This window comes from Streptomyces sp. TLI_053, from assembly GCF_900105395.1.
GTDB lineage: Bacteria > Actinomycetota > Actinomycetes > Streptomycetales > Streptomycetaceae > Kitasatospora.
Map to the genome: position 1 here is coordinate 6,283,103 of NZ_LT629775.1, position 15,579 is coordinate 6,298,681.

Here is a 15,579-nt window from a genome sequence, read left to right on the forward strand (position 1 = left end):
CGGCCGCGGCGGGGTGCTACTCGACCTCGGCGACCGCCTCGGCGAACTGCGCCTGGTAGAGCCGGGCGTAGGCCCCGTCGGCGGCGATCAGCTCGTCGTGGTCGCCCTGCTCGACGATGGAGCCGTTCTCCATCACCAGGATCACGTCGGCGTCCCGGATGGTGGAGAGCCGGTGGGCGATGACGAAGCTGGTGCGGCCGGTGCGCAGCCGGGCCATGGCCCGCTGGATGAGCACCTCGGTGCGGGTGTCGACGGAGCTGGTGGCCTCGTCGAGGACCAGGATCGACGGCTGGGCGAGGAAGGCGCGGGCGATGGTGATGAGCTGCTTCTCGCCGGCGCTGACGCCGGTGCCCTCGTCGTCGATGACCGTGTCGTAGCCGTCCGGCAGGGTGCGGACGAAGCGGTCGACGTGGGCGGCCCGGGCGGCCTCGACGACCTGCTCGCGGGTGGCCCCCTCGGCGCCGTAGGCGATGTTGTCGGCGATGGTGCCGCCGAACAGCCAGGTGTCCTGGAGGACCATGCCGATCCCGGAGCGCAGGTCCTCGCGGGACATGGCGGCGATGTCGACGCCGTCGAGGGTGATCCGTCCGGAGCTGACCTCGTAGAACCGCATCAGCAGGTTGACCATGGTGGTCTTGCCGGCGCCGGTGGGGCCGACGATGGCGACGGTCTGGCCGGGTTCGACCTTGAGCGAGAGGTCCTCGATGAGCGGCTTGTCGGGGTCGTAGCGGAACGCGACGTCCTGGAAGACCACCCGGCCGCGCAGGGTGTCGGGGCGTTCCGGCATGGCCGGTTCGGGGGTCTGCTCGGCCGAGTCGAGGAGTTCGAAGACGCGTTCGGCGGAGGCGACACCGGACTGCACCAGGTTGGCCATGCTGGCGACCTGGGTGAGCGGCTGGCTGAACTGCCGGGAGTACTGGATGAAGGCCTGGACGTCGCCGATGGACAGGGCGCCGCTGGCCACCCGCAGACCGCCGACGACGGCGATGAGCACGTACTGGAGGTTGCCGATGAGCATCATCGCGGGCTGGATGATGCCGGAGATGAACTGGGCCTTGAAGCTGGAGGCGTAGAGCGCCTCGTTGTGCTCGCGGAAGGTCTCGGCGGACTCCTTCTGCCGGCCGAAGACCTTGACCAGGGTGTGGCCGGTGTACATCTCCTCGATGTGCGCGTTGAGCTGTCCGGTGGAGCGCCACTGCTGGACGAACTGGGGCTGGGCGCGCTTGCCCACCCGGGTGGCGACCACGACGGACAGCGGGACGGCGATCAGCGCGATCAGCGCGAGCAGCCAGGAGATCCAGAACATCATGGCGAGCACGCCGACGACGGTGAGCAGCGAGTTGATCACCTGGCCGGTGGTCTGCTGCATGGTCTGGCTGATGTTGTCGATGTCGTTGGTGACGCGGCTGAGGACCTCGCCGCGGGGCTGCTTGTCGAAGTAGCTGAGCGGCAGCCGGGCGAGTTTGGCCTCGGTGTCCTGGCGCAGCCGGTAGCCGACGCGCTGGATGGCGCGGGCGGCGAGGCGGCCCTGGACGATGCCGAAGACGGCGGAGGCGACGTAGATGGCGAGGACCCAGAGCAGGACGCCGCCGATGGCGTCGAAGTCCATGCCCTGGCCGGGGGTGAAGTCGACCGAGGAGATCAGGTTGGCGAGGTCGCCGTCGCCGCGGGCGCGCATGGCGTCGACGATCTGCTCCTTGGAGGAGCCGGCCGGGAAGCGGGTGCTGACGACGCCGGCGAAGATGAGGTCCGTGGCGTGGCCGAGGATCTTGGGGCCGACGATGGCGGCGCCGATGCTGAGGACGCCGAGGCCGAGGACGCCGGCGATCAGGGCGCGTTCGGGGCGGAGCAGCTTGAGCAGCCGCTTGCCGGAGGTCTTGAAGTCCATGGACTTCTCGGCGCCCTGACCGCCCATGAAGCGGCCGGGTCCGGCGGGGCCGCGGCGCGCGGCGGCGGACTGGGAGTCACCGGCCGGTGCGCCGCCCGGGCCGCCCGGTCCGCCGGGCCGCCCGCCGGGTCGTCCGCCCGGCGCCTTGGCGAAGTCCGGACGTCCGCCGGGGCCGCCCGGGCCGCCCGGTGCTCCCGGTCCACCGGGGCCGCCCGGTCCGCCCGGCCGTCCGCCGGGGGTGTTGCCGGACCCGGGTGCGGGCCTGTCGGGGCTGGTCACGCCGCCTCCTGCTCGGTGAGCTGGGAGAGCACGATCTCCCGGTACGTCGGGTTGCCGGCCATGAGCTCGCCGTGGGTGCCGGTGCCGACCACGGAGCCCTCGTCGAGGACGATGATCCGGTCGGCGTCGCGGATGGTGGAGACGCGCTGGGCCACGATCACGACGGTCGCCTCGGTGGTCTCGCGGGCGAGCGCCTTGCGCAGCTTGGCGTCGGTGGCGTAGTCGAGCGCGGAGAAGGAGTCGTCGAAGAGGTAGATGTCGGGCCGGCGCACCAGGGTGCGGGCGATGGCCAGGCGCTGGCGCTGGCCGCCGGAGACGTTGCCGCCGCCCTGGGCGATGGGCGCGTCGAGTCCCTCGGGGAACTTCTCGACGAACTCCTTGGCCTGCGCGATCTCCAGCGCGTGCCAGAGCTCCTCGTCGGTGGCGTCGGGCCGGCCGTAGCGGAGGTTGCTGGCGACGGTGCCGGTGAACAGGTAGGGCTTCTGCGGGACGAGTCCGACGCTGTCCGAGACGGCGCCGGGGTCGAGTTCCCGGACGTCGACGCCGCCGAGCAGGACCTGGCCGGAGCTGACGTCGAAGAGCCGGGGGACGAGGCCGAGCAGGGTGGACTTGCCGCTGCCGGTGGAGCCGATGACGGCGGTGGTCTCGCCGGGGCGGGCGGTGATGTCGATGCCGCGCAGGACGGAGGCCTCGGCCCCGGGGTAGCGGAAGTCGACCTCGCGCAGTTCGAGGTGGCCGCGGCGCAGCACCTCGGTGACGGGGTCGGTGGGCGGTACGACGCTGGAGTCGGTGCCGAGCACTTCCTGGATGCGTTCGGCGCAGACCTCGGCGCGCGGCACCATCATGAACATGAAGGTGGCCATCATGACGCTCATCAGGATCTGCAGCAGGTAGGAGAGGAACGCGGTGAGCGCGCCGATCTCCATGTCGCCGCTGTTGATCCGGTGGGCGCCGAACCACAGGACGGCGACGCTGGAGACGTTGACGACCAGCATCACGCTCGGGAAGAGGTAGGCCATCAGCTTGCCGACCTGCAGCGAGACGCCGGTGAGGTCCTCGTTGGCGTCGGCGAAGCGGTTCTGCTCGTGGTCGTCCTTGACGAAGGCGCGGATCACCCGGATGCCGGTGATCTGCTCGCGCAGCACCCGGTTCACGGTGTCGATCTTCTCCTGCATGCTGCGGAAGCGCGGGCGGAGCTGGCGCACGAGCACGGCGACCACGACCGCGAGGGCGGGGACGACGGCCAGCAGCAGGCCGGAGAGCGGCACGTCCTGGTTGAGGGCCATGATGATGCCGCCGACGCACATGATCGGTGCCGCGACCATCATGGTGAACGACATCAGGACCAGCATCTGGACCTGCTGGACGTCGTTGGTGGTGCGGGTGATCAGGGACGGGGCGCCGAACTGGCCGACCTCGCGGGCGGAGAAGCCCTGCACGCGGTCGAAGACGGCGGCGCGGATGTCGCGGCCGACGGCCATGGCGGTGCGGGCCCCGTAGTAGACGGCGCAGATCGAGCAGAGGGTCTGGAGGACGGTGACGCCGATCATCACGGCGCCCACCTGCAGGATGTAGCCGGTGTCTCCCTTGATCACGCCGCTGTCGATGATGTCGGCGTTGAGCGTGGGCAGGTAGAGCAGCCCGAGGGTGGACACCAGCTGGAGCAGCACCAGCAGGGTGATCGGTCGGGAATAGGGGCGGAGATACGCCCTTAGCAGTCTGATCAGCACTGGCTCACTCTTGTCGTCGGCGGCGGCTTTGGCATCCCAATTCTCGTTGTTCGGAGGGCTCGTACAGCCGATTCCGGGCAAGCGAGCCGGATCTTTGTCCGGCTCTTTGCCGAACGTTCCGGGCGGCGGGGTGGTGCCGTGCACCGATGGTTCGGGAGGGTGCCAGCTCGGCCCGCCCTCTTACGGAATGACCGGTTTCCCCCTAGGCTGCTGACAGCCCTCTTGTTACTCACTGGTACCGGCCCGGTTTGCGTCAGGCGGGCCGGCGACCGCCCCCACGGCCGCCGCGCGTCCCGTCCGTGGTGCCGGTCCCAGCCGCAGACCCGTCCCTCCACGTCCATCGGACGGCCACCCGCCCCCGGAGGTCCTCGTTGAGTTCCGCGCAGTCCCTGATCGACTCCGGCCGTCCCGACCTCGTCGCCGGGCGCCCGACCTCCGTCGCCCATCTGTTCCAGGAGCGGGTCGCGCTGACCCCCGGCGGTGAGGCCTACCGCTACCCGGTGCCGGTGGACGAGCACGCGGCGGACAGCACCCCCGGCGCCGAGCAGTGGCGGTCGCTGACCTGGGCACAGGCCGCGACCCGGGTGTACGCGGTGGCGGCGGGTCTGCTGTCGCTGGGCATCGAGGCCGAGGACCGGGTCGCGCTGGCCTCCTCCACCCGGCTGGAGTGGGTCCTGGCCGACCTCGGCAACATGTGCGCGGGCGCGGCCACCACGGCCGTCTACCCGAGCACCAATGCCGACGAGACCGCGTTCATCCTCTCCGACTCCGGCTCCCGGGCGATGTTCGCCGAGAACACCGCCCAGCTGGACAAGGTGGTCGCGGAGCTGGACCGGCTGCCCGCGCTGGAGACGGTGGTGCTCTTCGACGCGCCCGACGGGCCGCCGGAGGCCGGCCGGCTGAGGGTGCTCTCCTTCGCCGCGCTGGAGGTGCTCGGCGCCGAGCACCTGGCCGCGCACCCGGACGCGGTCGAGAAGGCGGTCGCCGCGCTCGACAAGGAGCAGCTGGCGACCCTGATCTACACCTCCGGCACCACCGGCCGCCCCAAGGGCGTGCGGCTGGTGCACGACTGCTGGGCGTACGAGGGGCGGGCCCAGGAGGCCAGCGGGCTGCTGGCCGCCGACGACGTGCAGTTCATGTGGCTGCCGCTGTCGCACGTGTTCGGCAAGACCCTGATCTCGGGGCAGATCGCCACCGGCCACGTGATGGCGCTGGACGGCCGGGTGGACCGGATCATCCACAACCTGCCGGTGATCCGGCCGACCGTGATGGCCTCGGCGCCGCGGATCTTCGAGAAGGTCTACAACGGCATCGCCGGCAAGGCCAGGGCCGAGGGCGGCGCCAAGTACAAGATCTTCCTGTGGGCGGCCGGCACGGCCCGCGCCCACGCCCGCGCGGTGCAGGAGAGCCGGGTGGCGACCGGGGTCGGCACCGCCCCGCTGGGGCTGCGGCTGAAGCACGCGCTCGCCGACCGGCTGGTGTACTCGAAGATCCGGGCCGCGTTCGGCGGCCGGCTGCGCGGGGCGGTGTCCGGCAGTGCCGCGCTGGCGCCCGAGATCGGCTACTTCTTCGTCGGCGCGGGCGTGCCGATCCTGGAGGGCTACGGCCTGTCCGAGACCAGCGCCGGGTCCTGCGTCAACCGGGCCGAGGACATCCGGGTCGGCACGGTGGGCCGTCCGCTGCCGGGCACCGAGGTGCGGATCGCCGAGGACGGCGAGATCCTGCTGCGCGGTCCCGGGGTGATGCGCGGCTACCACAACCTGCCGGAGAAGACCGCCGAGGTGCTGGAGTCGGACGGCTGGTTCCACACCGAGGACATCGGCGAGCTGTCCCCGGACGGCTTCCTGCGGATCACCGACCGCAAGAAGGACCTGTTCAAGACCTCCGGCGGCAAGTACGTCGCGCCGAGCGAGGTGGAGGGCAAGTTCAAGGCGGTCTGCCCGTTCGTCAGCAACATCCTGGTGATCGGCAACGGCCGCAACTTCTGCACCGCGCTGATCGGCCTGGACGAGGCCGTGATCATGCCGTGGGCCGCCGAGCACGGGATGGCCGGAAGCTCGTACGCCGAGGTGACGGCCGACCCGCGGACCCACGAGCTGATCGAGGGCTTCGTCCGGCGGCTGAACGGCTCGCTGCAGCGCTGGCAGACGATCAAGCGGTTCCACCTGCTGCCGCGCGACCTGGACGTCGAGCACGGCGAGCTCACCCCGAGCCTGAAGATCAAGCGCCCGGTGGTCGAGCGGACCTACGCGGACGCGGTCACCGCGATGTACGCGGGCGCCAACGAGGCCTGAGCCCGGCCCGGCTGTGCCGCGTGCTCACGCCGTCCCGTACGGCCCGGGGGGATCACTCCGGCCGTACGGGACAATGGGGTCATGCCCTCCGCACTCCCCGACGGTGAACCGGTACCGTCCGACGGCTCCCTGCCCGCGCACGCCCTCGACGGGCTGGGCTCGCGTCCGTTCGGCTTCTACCTGCACGTGCCGTACTGCGCCAGCCGCTGCGGCTACTGCGACTTCAACACCTACACCGCCACCGAGCTGCGCTCCTCCGGCACGGTCGCCTCCCAGGAGACCTACGCGGACAACGTGGTCGCCGAGGTCCGGCTGGCCCGACGGGTGCTCGGCGACGCCGCCCCGCCGGTGCGCACCGTCTTCCTGGGCGGCGGCACCCCGACCCTGCTGCCCGCCCGCGACCTGGTGCGGATGCTCGCCGCGATCCGCGAGGAGTTCGGGCTCGCCGAGGGGGCCGAGGTCACCACCGAGGCGAACCCGGAGTCCGTGGACCCGGCGTACCTGGCGGAGCTGCGCGAGGGCGGCTACAACCGGATCTCCTTCGGCATGCAGTCGGCCCGCCCGCACGTGCTGCAGCTGCTCGACCGCCACCACACCCCCGGCCGCCCCGAGGCCTGCGTCGCCGAGGCGCGCGCGGCGGGCTTCGAGCACGTCAACCTCGACCTCATCTACGGCACCCCCGGCGAGTCCGACGACGACTGGCGGGCCTCCCTGGCCGCCGCGATCGGCGCGGGCCCGGACCACGTCTCCGCCTACTCGCTGATCGTCGAGGAGGGCACCCGGCTGGCCGCCCGGGTCGGGCGCGGCGAACTGCCGATGATCGACGACGACGTGCACGCCGACCGCTACCTGATCGCCGAGGAGGCGCTGACCGCGGCCGGCTACTCCTGGTACGAGGTCTCCAACTGGTCCACCACCCCCGAGGGCCGCTGCCGCCACAACGAGCTGTACTGGACCGGCGGCGACTGGTGGGGCGCCGGCCCCGGCGCGCACAGCCACGTCGGCGGCGTCCGCTGGTGGAACGCCAAGCACCCCGCCGCCTACGCCCGCGCCCTCGCCGAGGGCCGCACCCCCGCCCAGGGCCGCGAACGCCTCGCCGCTGAGGACCGCCGGGTCGAGCGGATCCTGCTGGAGCTGCGTCTGGCCGAGGGCATCCCGCTGGACCTGCTCACGGAGACCGGTCTGAAGGCCGCCCGGCAGCACCTGGCCGACGGCCTCCTCGCCCCGGAGCCCTGGGCCGACGGCCGCGCCGCCCTCACCCTCCGGGGCCGCCTGCTGGCCGACGGGGTGGTACGTGACCTGGTGGACTGAGACTCGTTAACGTGGTGTCAGCCGTCGGAGGGAGCGCGCAATGACCGCCATCGATGACCGGATGACTGGGATCTTCGAGAACCTGGAGGTCCCGGAAGGCTTCAAGGCGGAGCTCATCAGGGGGGAAATCGTGATGATGGCGGGGCCTGACATGGTCCACAACCTCATCATTCGCGCTATCCAGCATCAGACGCCCTATGACCGCTGGAACGCGCTGACCACGCAGGACGTGGCCTTCGTCGGTGCGGCCAGCGAGCCGCAGCCGGACCTGGTCGTGTTCGAACGCGGGGCGGTCGAGGAATCCGGGCGGCTGTTGCCCGCGTCAGTGGTGACGCTGGTGGTCGAGGTGGTCTCCAAGACCAGTGTGTTCCGCGACTACCGGACCAAGCGGGAGCTGTACGCCGAGGGTGCGATTCCCGTGTACCTCATCATCGATCCGATCAAGGGCGTGTGCGTGCTGCTGACCGAGCCGGCCCGGGCGAGTGCCTCGGGGTTGCCCGACTACGTGGCCGAGCGGACCACCAAGTTCGGCGAGCCCGTGCCGCTCGACCTGCTGGGTGTCGTGCTCGACACCACGGAGTTCCAGCCCTACTCCTGACCCGGCCGGGGCCCGGCGCTACTGGTCGATCCGGCGGACGGGCTGCCCGGTCAACCGGGCCGTCGTCTCGAAGTCGGCGTCCTGGTGCAGCACCGTGAGCTTGTGGCGGGCGGCGGTGACGGCGACCAGCAGGTCCACCGGACTCGCGCACTGGTGGGCACCCGACTGGGCGAGCCGCTCCTGCAGTTCGGCGGCGTCCTGCCAGGCGCTGTCGTGCAGGTGCTGGTACGGGAAGAGCTCCCGCAGCAGGCCGGTCGCCTCGAAGTACGCGGCTCGGCCGCCCACCGCACGCAGGTACTCCTGGCGTACCGGTTCGCAGAGCAGTACCAGTCCCGCCGTCACCGCCTCGTCCCAAGCCGCTCCGGCCTGGCCGCGCATCAGCCGGACCAGCGCGCTGGTGTCGATCAGGAACTCCTCGGTCACGCGGCCGGCCTTCCGGACGCGCCCGAAATGTCGTCGGGGTAGCCGATGACCGAGAAGTCGATCTCGCCCTCGGCGACCATTTCCCGCATCCGGGCCAGCGCCGCGGTCCGGCGTCGGCGGTCCGCTATCTCCCGCAGGGCGGCGTTGACGGTGTCCTTCTTGGTGGTGGTGCCGAGGTAGCGGGCGGCATCGGCCAGTGCCTCGTCGTCCAGGTCGATCACGGTGCGGGACATGGTGACCTCCAGCGGCGTATATCCGGTTGGAGAAAAGGATATACGCCGGGGTGTCACTCTGGCAGGGCCACGAAGTCGATCAGCTCCTCGACCCGGCCCAGCAGCTCGGGCTCCAGGTCCTTGAAGGAGTTCACCTTCGACAGGATGCGTTTCCACGCCGCCGGGGTGTCCTCGGGCCAGCCCAGGCGGCGGCAGGTGCCGGTCTTCCAGTCCTCGCCCCGGGGGACCGCGGGCCAGGCCGGGATGCCGACGGAGGAGGGCTTCACGGCCTGCCAGACGTCGATGTAGGGGTGGCCGACGACCAGGACGTGCGGGCCGGTGACCCGGGCCGCGATGCGGTGCTCCTTGGTGCCCGGGAGCAGGTGGTCGACCAGCACGCCGAGGCGGCGCTCCGGGCCGGGGGCGAACTCGGCGACGATCGCGGGCAGGTCGTCGACGCCCTCCAGGTACTCGACGACCACGCCCTCGATCCGCAGGTCGTCGCCCCAGACCCGCTCCACCAGCTCGGCGTCGTGCCGGCCCTCGACGTAGATCCGCGACTCGCGGGCGACCCGGGCGCGGGCGCCGGGGACGGCGACCGAGCCGGAGGCGGTGCGCGCGGGGGTGCGGGCCGGGGCGGGGCCCGAGGGGCGGACCAGGGTGACCGTCCGGCCCTCCAGCAGGAAGCCGCGCGGGACCAGCGGGAACACCCGGTGCTTGCCGAACCGGTCCTCCAGGGTGACGGTGTGGCCCTCGGCGGTCTTCTCGCAGCGCACCACCGCCCCGCAGAAGCCGGACGCGGCCTCCTCGACCACGAGGTCCCGCTCGGCGGGCACTTCGGGGGCGGGCGCCTGCTTCTTCCACGGCGGGGTCAGGTCGGGTCCGTACTGGCGGCTGCGCATTCCCCGGAGTCTATTTCCCGGAGCCCACGGGCCGTCAGCCGGTGAACGGCGAGTTCACCACCAGCAGCTCGGCGATCCGCGCGCGCAGGGCGGCGGAGTGCGGCAGCGGCACCGGCGCGCCGCCGCGCTCCGTGCGCACGCCCCGGTCGGCGAGCACGTAGACGGCCCGCAGGGTGCGCAGGGTGTTGGAGACGACGGCGGGCACGGCGCCGGTGGTCGCGGAGGGCCGGCGCGGCGGCTGGGCGGCGATCGGGTCGAGCCAGCCGAGGGCCTGGCGCTCGGTCAGCTCCGGGCGGGTGAGGATCTGGGCGACGGCGCGGCCGAGCCGGTCGTCCTCCATGGCGTCCAGTACGTGGTCGGTGGGGGCGAGCAGCCGGGCGGCGACCAGGTCCAGCAGCGGGGTCGGGTCGGCGAGCAGCGGGCCGCGGCCGAGGGCGGCCAGGTAGTCGGCGCCGTGCGCCACCGCGTGCAGCCAGCCGAGTTCCGGGTCGAAGCCGCGCAGGTCGCTCTCGCCGGTGTACCAGCGGGCGAAGGCGTCCAGCCAGGCCGGGCGGTGGGTGCCGAGGTCGGCGAGGTCGGCGAGGATCAGCGGGGCGAAGGTGCGGGCCTGGATCTCGGGGTCGGTGAGGCGTTCGGCCATCTCGTCGCCGAGCGCGAGGCGCTCGGCGGGGGTGAGCTGCGGTACCCAGCGGCACAACTGCTCGTAGGCGAGGCTGTCGCGGACGTGCGGGTCGGGCGAGCGCAGTGCGGCGCTGACGGCGGCGAGGGTGTCGGGGGTGGGGGCGGCGGATTCGAGAGCGGTCCAGTTGATCACGGGCGGACCCTAGGGGCGGGGGCGCCGGTGGGCCACCGGATTTCCGGGCCCGGGGGCGGCACCGCCGGCCCGGTGGCCCCCGGTTCACAGGCCCGGCGCGCCCCAGACCGGGAACCAGCGGGTGAGGTCCTTCTCCAGCCGCAGGTCGTTGCCGAGCATCGCGTTGACCTCCAGCTCCAGCGGGTTGTCGCGCTTCTCGCCGCCGCCGGGCATCGGTGCGAACGGGTAGAAGGTGCCGCGTTTGTACAGGTAGACGAGGGCGAGCGGCCGCCGCCCGTCGGCGTCGCGGAAGCCGACCAGGGAGCAGAGCAGCTGGGGGCCGAAGCCGTGCGCCTCGAGTTCGCTGTTGACCGCGTGCAGGTCGTTGACCAGTGCGGGCAGTTCGCCGGGTTCGTGCCGGGCGAGCAGCCAGGAGTAGCCGTAGGAGTCCCGGGAGGCCTCGACGGGGACGCCGCCGCGTTCGGTGTCGGCGTCGAGCAGGGCCCGGACCTGCCGTTCGACCTCGTCGAAGGCGCCGCCCTCGACGGAGGCGAAGCAGACCGAGCCGAGTCCGGTGGGCCGGAAGCCGGCCGCGGCCTCCAGGGTGAGGGCGGCGGACGGTACGCCGAACAGCTGGTCGAGGTCGGGCTTGACGGGCTTGGTGCGGCCGAACAGCGTGTCCAGGATGCCCACGGCGGTCCTTCCGGTCGGAGAACGGTGCGGTGCGGTGCGGTGCGGGGAGGGATGGGAGCGGCGTGGGCGACGGGCGGCTCAGCGGCCGAGGTCGGAGGAGATCTTCGCCAGCTGGGCCAGTCGCTGCTCCAGCGACGGGTGGGTGGAGAACAGCTGGGTGGCGGCCTCCCGGGCGCTGAGGGCCGGCGCGAAGTAGAACGCGTTGTAGGCCTGCGACTGGCGCAGGTCCCGGGTCGGGATGGCGGCGATCTGGCCGGTCACCTTGGTGAGCGCCGAGGCGAGCGCGCTGGGCCGCCCGGTGAGCTGGGCGGCGGCCCGGTCGGCGGCCAGCTCCCGGTAGCGGGAGAGCAGCCGGGTCAGCAGGAAGCTGATCGCGTAGACGGCGATCGACACCAGCGGGATCACCAGGGCGGCGATCGCGGCGTTGGAGTCGTTGTTGTTGCGCCCGCCGCCCATGAAGCCGCCGTACACGGCGATCCGGGTCATCGCGCCGGCCAGTACGCCCAGGAAGCCGGCCACCGTCATCACGGCGACGTCGCGGTGGGCGACGTGGGACAGCTCGTGGGCGAGCACGCCCTCCAGCTCCTCGGGTTCCAGCCGGCGCAGCAGGCCGGTGGTCACGCAGACCACCGCGTTCTGCGGGTTGCGGCCGGTGGCGAAGGCGTTCGGCATGTCGTTGTCGGCGACCGCCACCCGGGGTTTGGGCATGTCGGCGAGCGCGCAGAGCCGGTCGACGGCGCCGTGCAGCTGCGGGTACTGCTCCGGGGTGACCCGGTGGGCGCCCATCGCCCGTTCGGTGATGCGGTCGCTGAACCAGAACTGGGCGACGAACAGGCCGCCCGAGATCAGCACGACGATCGGCCAGGCGCCGCGCAGCAGCACGATCAGCAGACCGGTGAATCCCACGTACAGCAGCCCGATCAGGAACATCGTCCCCACCATGCGGCCGGTCAGGCCGCGGTCGGGGGCGAAGCGGGTGTGCTGGCCCGAGCTCGACATCTCTGCTCCTCCGTTCGCCGTCCGCTTCCGATGCTGCCACCGGGCGGGCCCCGCGGCATCACCCGCGCGCCGCGGACTGCGGGCAGGATCACCCCGGCCGGGCCGTTCCTGCCGTCGGACCCGGGCCTTACACTGGCAGGTACGGTTCTGGCACTCGTGTGTTCAGAGTGCCAAGGCCGGGCCCCTCGGGGTCGGACCGGACAGCTCGAACACGGACACATGCCACGACGGTGTGTCACAACGGACAACGCGTGAAGACGGAGGTGCGTGCCCATGGCCGGTGAGGTCCGCCAGCTCGACGACCGCAAACTCGCGGTGCTTCGCGCGATCGTCCAGGACTACGTGGGCACCGAGGAGCCGGTCGGCTCCAAGGCCCTGGTCGAGCGGCACAACCTCGGGGTCTCCCCGGCGACCGTCCGCAACGACATGGCGGCGCTGGAGGAGGAGGGGTACATCCACCAGCCGCACACCAGCGCCGGGCGGATCCCCACCGACAAGGGCTACCGGCTGTTCGTCGACAAGCTGGCCGAGGTCAAGCCGATGAGCGCGCCCGAGCGGCGGGCGATCCGGCACTTCCTCGACGGCGCGGTGGACCTCGACGACGTGGTCGCCCGCACGGTGCGGCTGCTCGCCCAGCTGACCCGCCAGGTCGCGGTGGTGCAGTACCCCTCGCTGAGCCGCTCCACGGTGCGGCACATCGAGCTGGTGGCGCTGGCCCCGGCCAAGGTGATGCTGGTGCTGATCATGAACACCGGCCGCGTCGAGCAGCGGTTGGTGGACTGCCCGGGTACGGTCGGCGAGACCGTGCTGGCGGACCTCCGGGGCCGGATCAACGCCCGGGCCGCCGGACAGCGGCTCCCGGACGTCCCGGGGCTGCTGGAGGAGCTGCCCGCGCAGTTCGAGGCGGCCGACCGGCCGACCGTGTCCACGGTGCTGGCGACGCTCTTCGAGACCCTCGCCGAGCAGCGCGAGGAGCGGATCATGCTGGCCGGCACGGCCAACCTGACCCGCTTCGGCCACGACTTCCCGCTGACCATCCAGCCGGTGCTGGAGGCACTGGAGGAGCAGGTCGTCCTGCTCCGCCTCCTGGGTGAGACCGCGGACGCCGGGATGACGGTCCGGATCGGGCGGGAGAACGCCTACGAAGGGCTGAATTCCACCTCGGTCGTCTCGGTCGGTTACGGTTCGGGCGACGAGAGCGTGGCCAAACTGGGGGTGATCGGTCCGACCCGGATGGACTACCCGGGCACAATGGGGGCGGTGCGAGCGGTGGCACGGTACGTGGGCCAGATTCTGGCCGAGTCGTAGGAACGGTCGTCGTCGGACAGCTGACGGCGCCCGAAGTCGCAAGCACTCACACAGGCGGAACAAGCGGAGCATTTGGTGGCCACGGACTACTACGCGGTACTCGGCGTCCGACGGGATGCGGGGCAGGACGAGATCAAGAAGGCGTTCCGGCGCCTGGCACGCGAACTGCACCCGGACGTCAACCCGGACCCGAAGACGCAGGAGCGGTTCAAGGAGATCAACGCCGCCTACGAGGTGCTCTCCGACCCGCAGAAGCGCCAGGTCTACGACCTCGGCGGCGACCCGCTCTCGCCGAACGGCGGGGGCGGCGCGGGCGGCTTCGGCGCGGGCGCGGCGGGCTTCGGCTTCTCCGACATCATGGACGCCTTCTTCGGCGCCGCCTCCGGCCAGCGCGGACCGCGCTCCCGGACCAGGCGCGGCCAGGACGCCATGATCCGGCTGGAGATCACCCTGGAGGAGGCCGCGTTCGGCACCACCAAGGAACTCCAGGTCGACACCGCCGTCACCTGCACCACCTGCAGCGGCGAGGGCGCCGCGCCCGGCACCTCCGCGCAGACCTGCGACATGTGCCGCGGCAAGGGCGAGGTCTCCCAGGTCACCCGGTCCTTCCTGGGCCAGGTCATGACCTCGCGCCCCTGCCCGCAGTGCCAGGGCTTCGGCACCGTCGTGCCGACCCCGTGCCCGGAGTGCGCCGGCGACGGCCGGGTCCGCGCCCGGCGCACCCTGACCGTCAAGATCCCGGCCGGGGTCGACAACGGCACCCGGATCCAGCTGGCCGGCGAGGGCGAGGTCGGCCCCGGCGGCGGCCCGGCCGGCGACCTCTACGTCGAGATCGCCGAGACCAGCCACCCGACCTTCCAGCGGCGCGGCGACGACCTGCACTGCACGGTCACCATCCCGATGACGGCGGCCTCGCTCGGCACCCAGGTGCCGCTGCAGACCCTGGACGGGATCGAGGAGGTCGACATCCGGCCCGGCACCCAGTCCGGCCAGTCGATCCCGCTGCACGGCCGCGGCATCACCCACCTGCGCGGCGGCGGCCGCGGTGACCTGATAGTGCATGTCGAGGTGCAGACGCCCACCAAGCTCGACGCCGAGCAGGAGGAGCTGCTGCGCCGCCTGGCGGTGCTGCGCGGCGAGGAGCGGCCGTCCGGCCAGTTCGCGCCCGGGCAGCAGGGGCTGTTCTCCCGGCTGAAGGACGCCTTCAACGGCCGGTAGCCGTCCCGCGCGGGGGTGCCGAGGCTTCCTCGGCACCCCTTTCGCGTTCCCGTTCCCGTTCCCACCCCGGAGGTTCCCCGCATGACCGCGCCCGTGTTCTTCGCCGACCCCGAGCGGATCGCCGCCGCCGCGCCGGGCGCGACGGTGCGCCTGGACGGGCCGGAGGGCCGGCACGCGGCCGCGGTGAAGCGGCTGGAGCCGGGCGAGGCGGTCACCCTGACGGACGGCCTCGGCCTCGGCGCGGACGGCACCGTCGCGGCGGTGCACGGCAAGGACGCGATCGACGTGGCGGTGACGGCCGTGCGCCGGGAGCCGGAGCCGTCGCCGCGGATCGTCGTCGTCCAGGCGCTGCCCAAGGGCGACCGGGGCGAGCTGGCGGTGGAGACCATGACCGAGGTCGGCGTGGACGTGGTGATCCCCTGGGCGGCCTCGCGCTGCATCACCCAGTGGAAGGGCGAGCGCGGCGCCAAGGCGCTCGCCAAGTGGCGGGCCACCGCGCGCGAGGCCGGCAAGCAGTCCCGGCGGCTGCGCTTCCCCGTCGTCCGCGACGTGATGACGACCCGGCAGCTGGCCCCGGTGCTGCTCGGCGCCGCGTTCGCCGCGGTGCTGCACGAGGAGGGCTCCGAGCCGCTGGCCGGGGCGGTCCTGCCGGACACCGGGGACCTGGTGCTGGTGGTCGGCCCGGAGGGCGGCGTCTCCCCGGAGGAGCTGGCCGCCTTCGCCGAGGACGGCGCGAAGCCGTTCCGGCTGGGCCCCTCGGTGCTGCGCACCTCCACGGCCGGGGTCGCGGCCGGCGCGCTGCTGCTGGGCCGCACCGGCCGCTGGGCCTGACGGCCGCCGCCGGGCCGTACGGGCCGCCGGGCCCGGCACCGGCGGCCGGGCCCGGGACCGGCGTCCCCCGTGGGGGTTCGCGGACCGCGAACTGCGGGCG

14 protein-coding genes are annotated in these 15,579 nt (G+C 72.5%); 6 read left to right on the plus strand and 8 right to left on the minus strand.

Annotation, left to right across the window (positions count from 1 at the left end):
- Positions 1–16: 16 nt before the first annotated feature.
- Together BLU95_RS25950 and BLU95_RS25960 are read right to left on the minus strand one after the other, a co-directional pair.
- Positions 17–1,915: an ABC transporter ATP-binding protein gene (locus BLU95_RS25950; RefSeq protein ID WP_093862093.1), complete on the minus strand. Its 1,899-nt coding sequence runs from the start codon at positions 1,913–1,915 to the stop codon at positions 17–19.
- A gap of 248 nt (positions 1,916–2,163) precedes the next feature.
- On the minus strand, positions 2,164–3,897 hold the full coding sequence (locus tag BLU95_RS25960; RefSeq protein WP_093862095.1) for an ABC transporter ATP-binding protein: 1,734 nt from the start codon (positions 3,895–3,897) through the stop codon (positions 2,164–2,166).
- A 371-nt stretch (positions 3,898–4,268) separates the two neighbouring features.
- Between BLU95_RS25960 and BLU95_RS25965 the strand changes: the two genes are divergently transcribed.
- The 3 genes from BLU95_RS25965 to BLU95_RS25975 all read left to right on the plus strand — a co-directional run bounded on the left by BLU95_RS25965 (position 4,269) and on the right by BLU95_RS25975 (position 8,100).
- Positions 4,269–6,191 carry an AMP-dependent synthetase/ligase gene (locus BLU95_RS25965; protein WP_093862096.1) on the plus strand — a complete coding sequence of 641 codons (1,923 nt, stop codon included), beginning with the start codon at positions 4,269–4,271 and terminating at the stop codon, positions 6,189–6,191.
- 81 nt (positions 6,192–6,272) lie between these two features.
- Positions 6,273–7,502: a radical SAM family heme chaperone HemW gene (gene hemW / locus BLU95_RS25970; RefSeq protein WP_093862097.1), complete on the plus strand. Its 1,230-nt coding sequence runs from the start codon at positions 6,273–6,275 to the stop codon at positions 7,500–7,502.
- A gap of 40 nt (positions 7,503–7,542) precedes the next feature.
- Positions 7,543–8,100: a Uma2 family endonuclease gene (locus tag BLU95_RS25975; protein ID WP_093862098.1), complete on the plus strand. Its 558-nt coding sequence runs from the start codon at positions 7,543–7,545 to the stop codon at positions 8,098–8,100.
- A gap of 18 nt (positions 8,101–8,118) precedes the next feature.
- Here the strand turns inward: BLU95_RS25975 and BLU95_RS25980 are convergent, their stop codons facing one another.
- The 6 genes from BLU95_RS25980 to htpX form a co-directional block, all read right to left on the minus strand.
- Positions 8,119–8,523: a PIN domain nuclease gene (locus BLU95_RS25980; protein ID WP_093862099.1), complete on the minus strand. Its 405-nt coding sequence runs from the start codon at positions 8,521–8,523 to the stop codon at positions 8,119–8,121.
- Positions 8,520–8,756 (minus strand): type II toxin-antitoxin system VapB family antitoxin, encoded by a 237-nt coding sequence (locus BLU95_RS25985; protein ID WP_093862100.1) that lies wholly within the window; start codon positions 8,754–8,756, stop codon positions 8,520–8,522. The genes BLU95_RS25980 and BLU95_RS25985 overlap by 4 nt, the downstream gene beginning before the upstream one ends.
- Before the next feature lie 53 nt (positions 8,757–8,809).
- Positions 8,810–9,637 carry a DUF3097 domain-containing protein gene (locus BLU95_RS25990; protein ID WP_093862101.1) on the minus strand — a complete coding sequence of 276 codons (828 nt, stop codon included), beginning with the start codon at positions 9,635–9,637 and terminating at the stop codon, positions 8,810–8,812.
- Positions 9,638–9,671: 34 nt separating this feature from the next.
- The gene (locus BLU95_RS25995; RefSeq protein WP_093862102.1) at positions 9,672–10,451 is read right to left on the minus strand and encodes a DUF2785 domain-containing protein; all 780 of its coding nucleotides are present in this window, start codon (positions 10,449–10,451) and stop codon (positions 9,672–9,674) included.
- A gap of 84 nt (positions 10,452–10,535) precedes the next feature.
- The gene (gene pspAB, locus BLU95_RS26000) at positions 10,536–11,123 is read right to left on the minus strand and encodes a PspA-associated protein PspAB (protein ID WP_093862103.1); all 588 of its coding nucleotides are present in this window, start codon (positions 11,121–11,123) and stop codon (positions 10,536–10,538) included.
- A gap of 78 nt (positions 11,124–11,201) precedes the next feature.
- Entirely contained in the window at positions 11,202–12,122 is a 921-nt protein-coding gene (gene htpX, locus BLU95_RS26005; RefSeq protein WP_093862104.1) for a zinc metalloprotease HtpX, read from the minus strand.
- A 273-nt stretch (positions 12,123–12,395) separates the two neighbouring features.
- On the opposite strand from htpX, the gene hrcA reads away from it, so the two are divergent.
- The 3 genes from hrcA (at position 12,396) to BLU95_RS26020 (ending at position 15,479) form a co-directional block, all read left to right on the plus strand.
- Positions 12,396–13,430: a heat-inducible transcriptional repressor HrcA gene (gene hrcA / locus BLU95_RS26010; RefSeq protein ID WP_030395770.1), complete on the plus strand. Its 1,035-nt coding sequence runs from the start codon at positions 12,396–12,398 to the stop codon at positions 13,428–13,430.
- Between the two features lie 75 nt (positions 13,431–13,505).
- Entirely contained in the window at positions 13,506–14,648 is a 1,143-nt protein-coding gene (gene dnaJ, locus BLU95_RS26015; protein ID WP_093862105.1) for a molecular chaperone DnaJ, read from the plus strand.
- Between the two features lie 81 nt (positions 14,649–14,729).
- Entirely contained in the window at positions 14,730–15,479 is a 750-nt protein-coding gene (locus tag BLU95_RS26020; protein ID WP_093862106.1) for a 16S rRNA (uracil(1498)-N(3))-methyltransferase, read from the plus strand.
- The last annotated feature ends 100 nt before the right edge of the window (positions 15,480–15,579 follow it).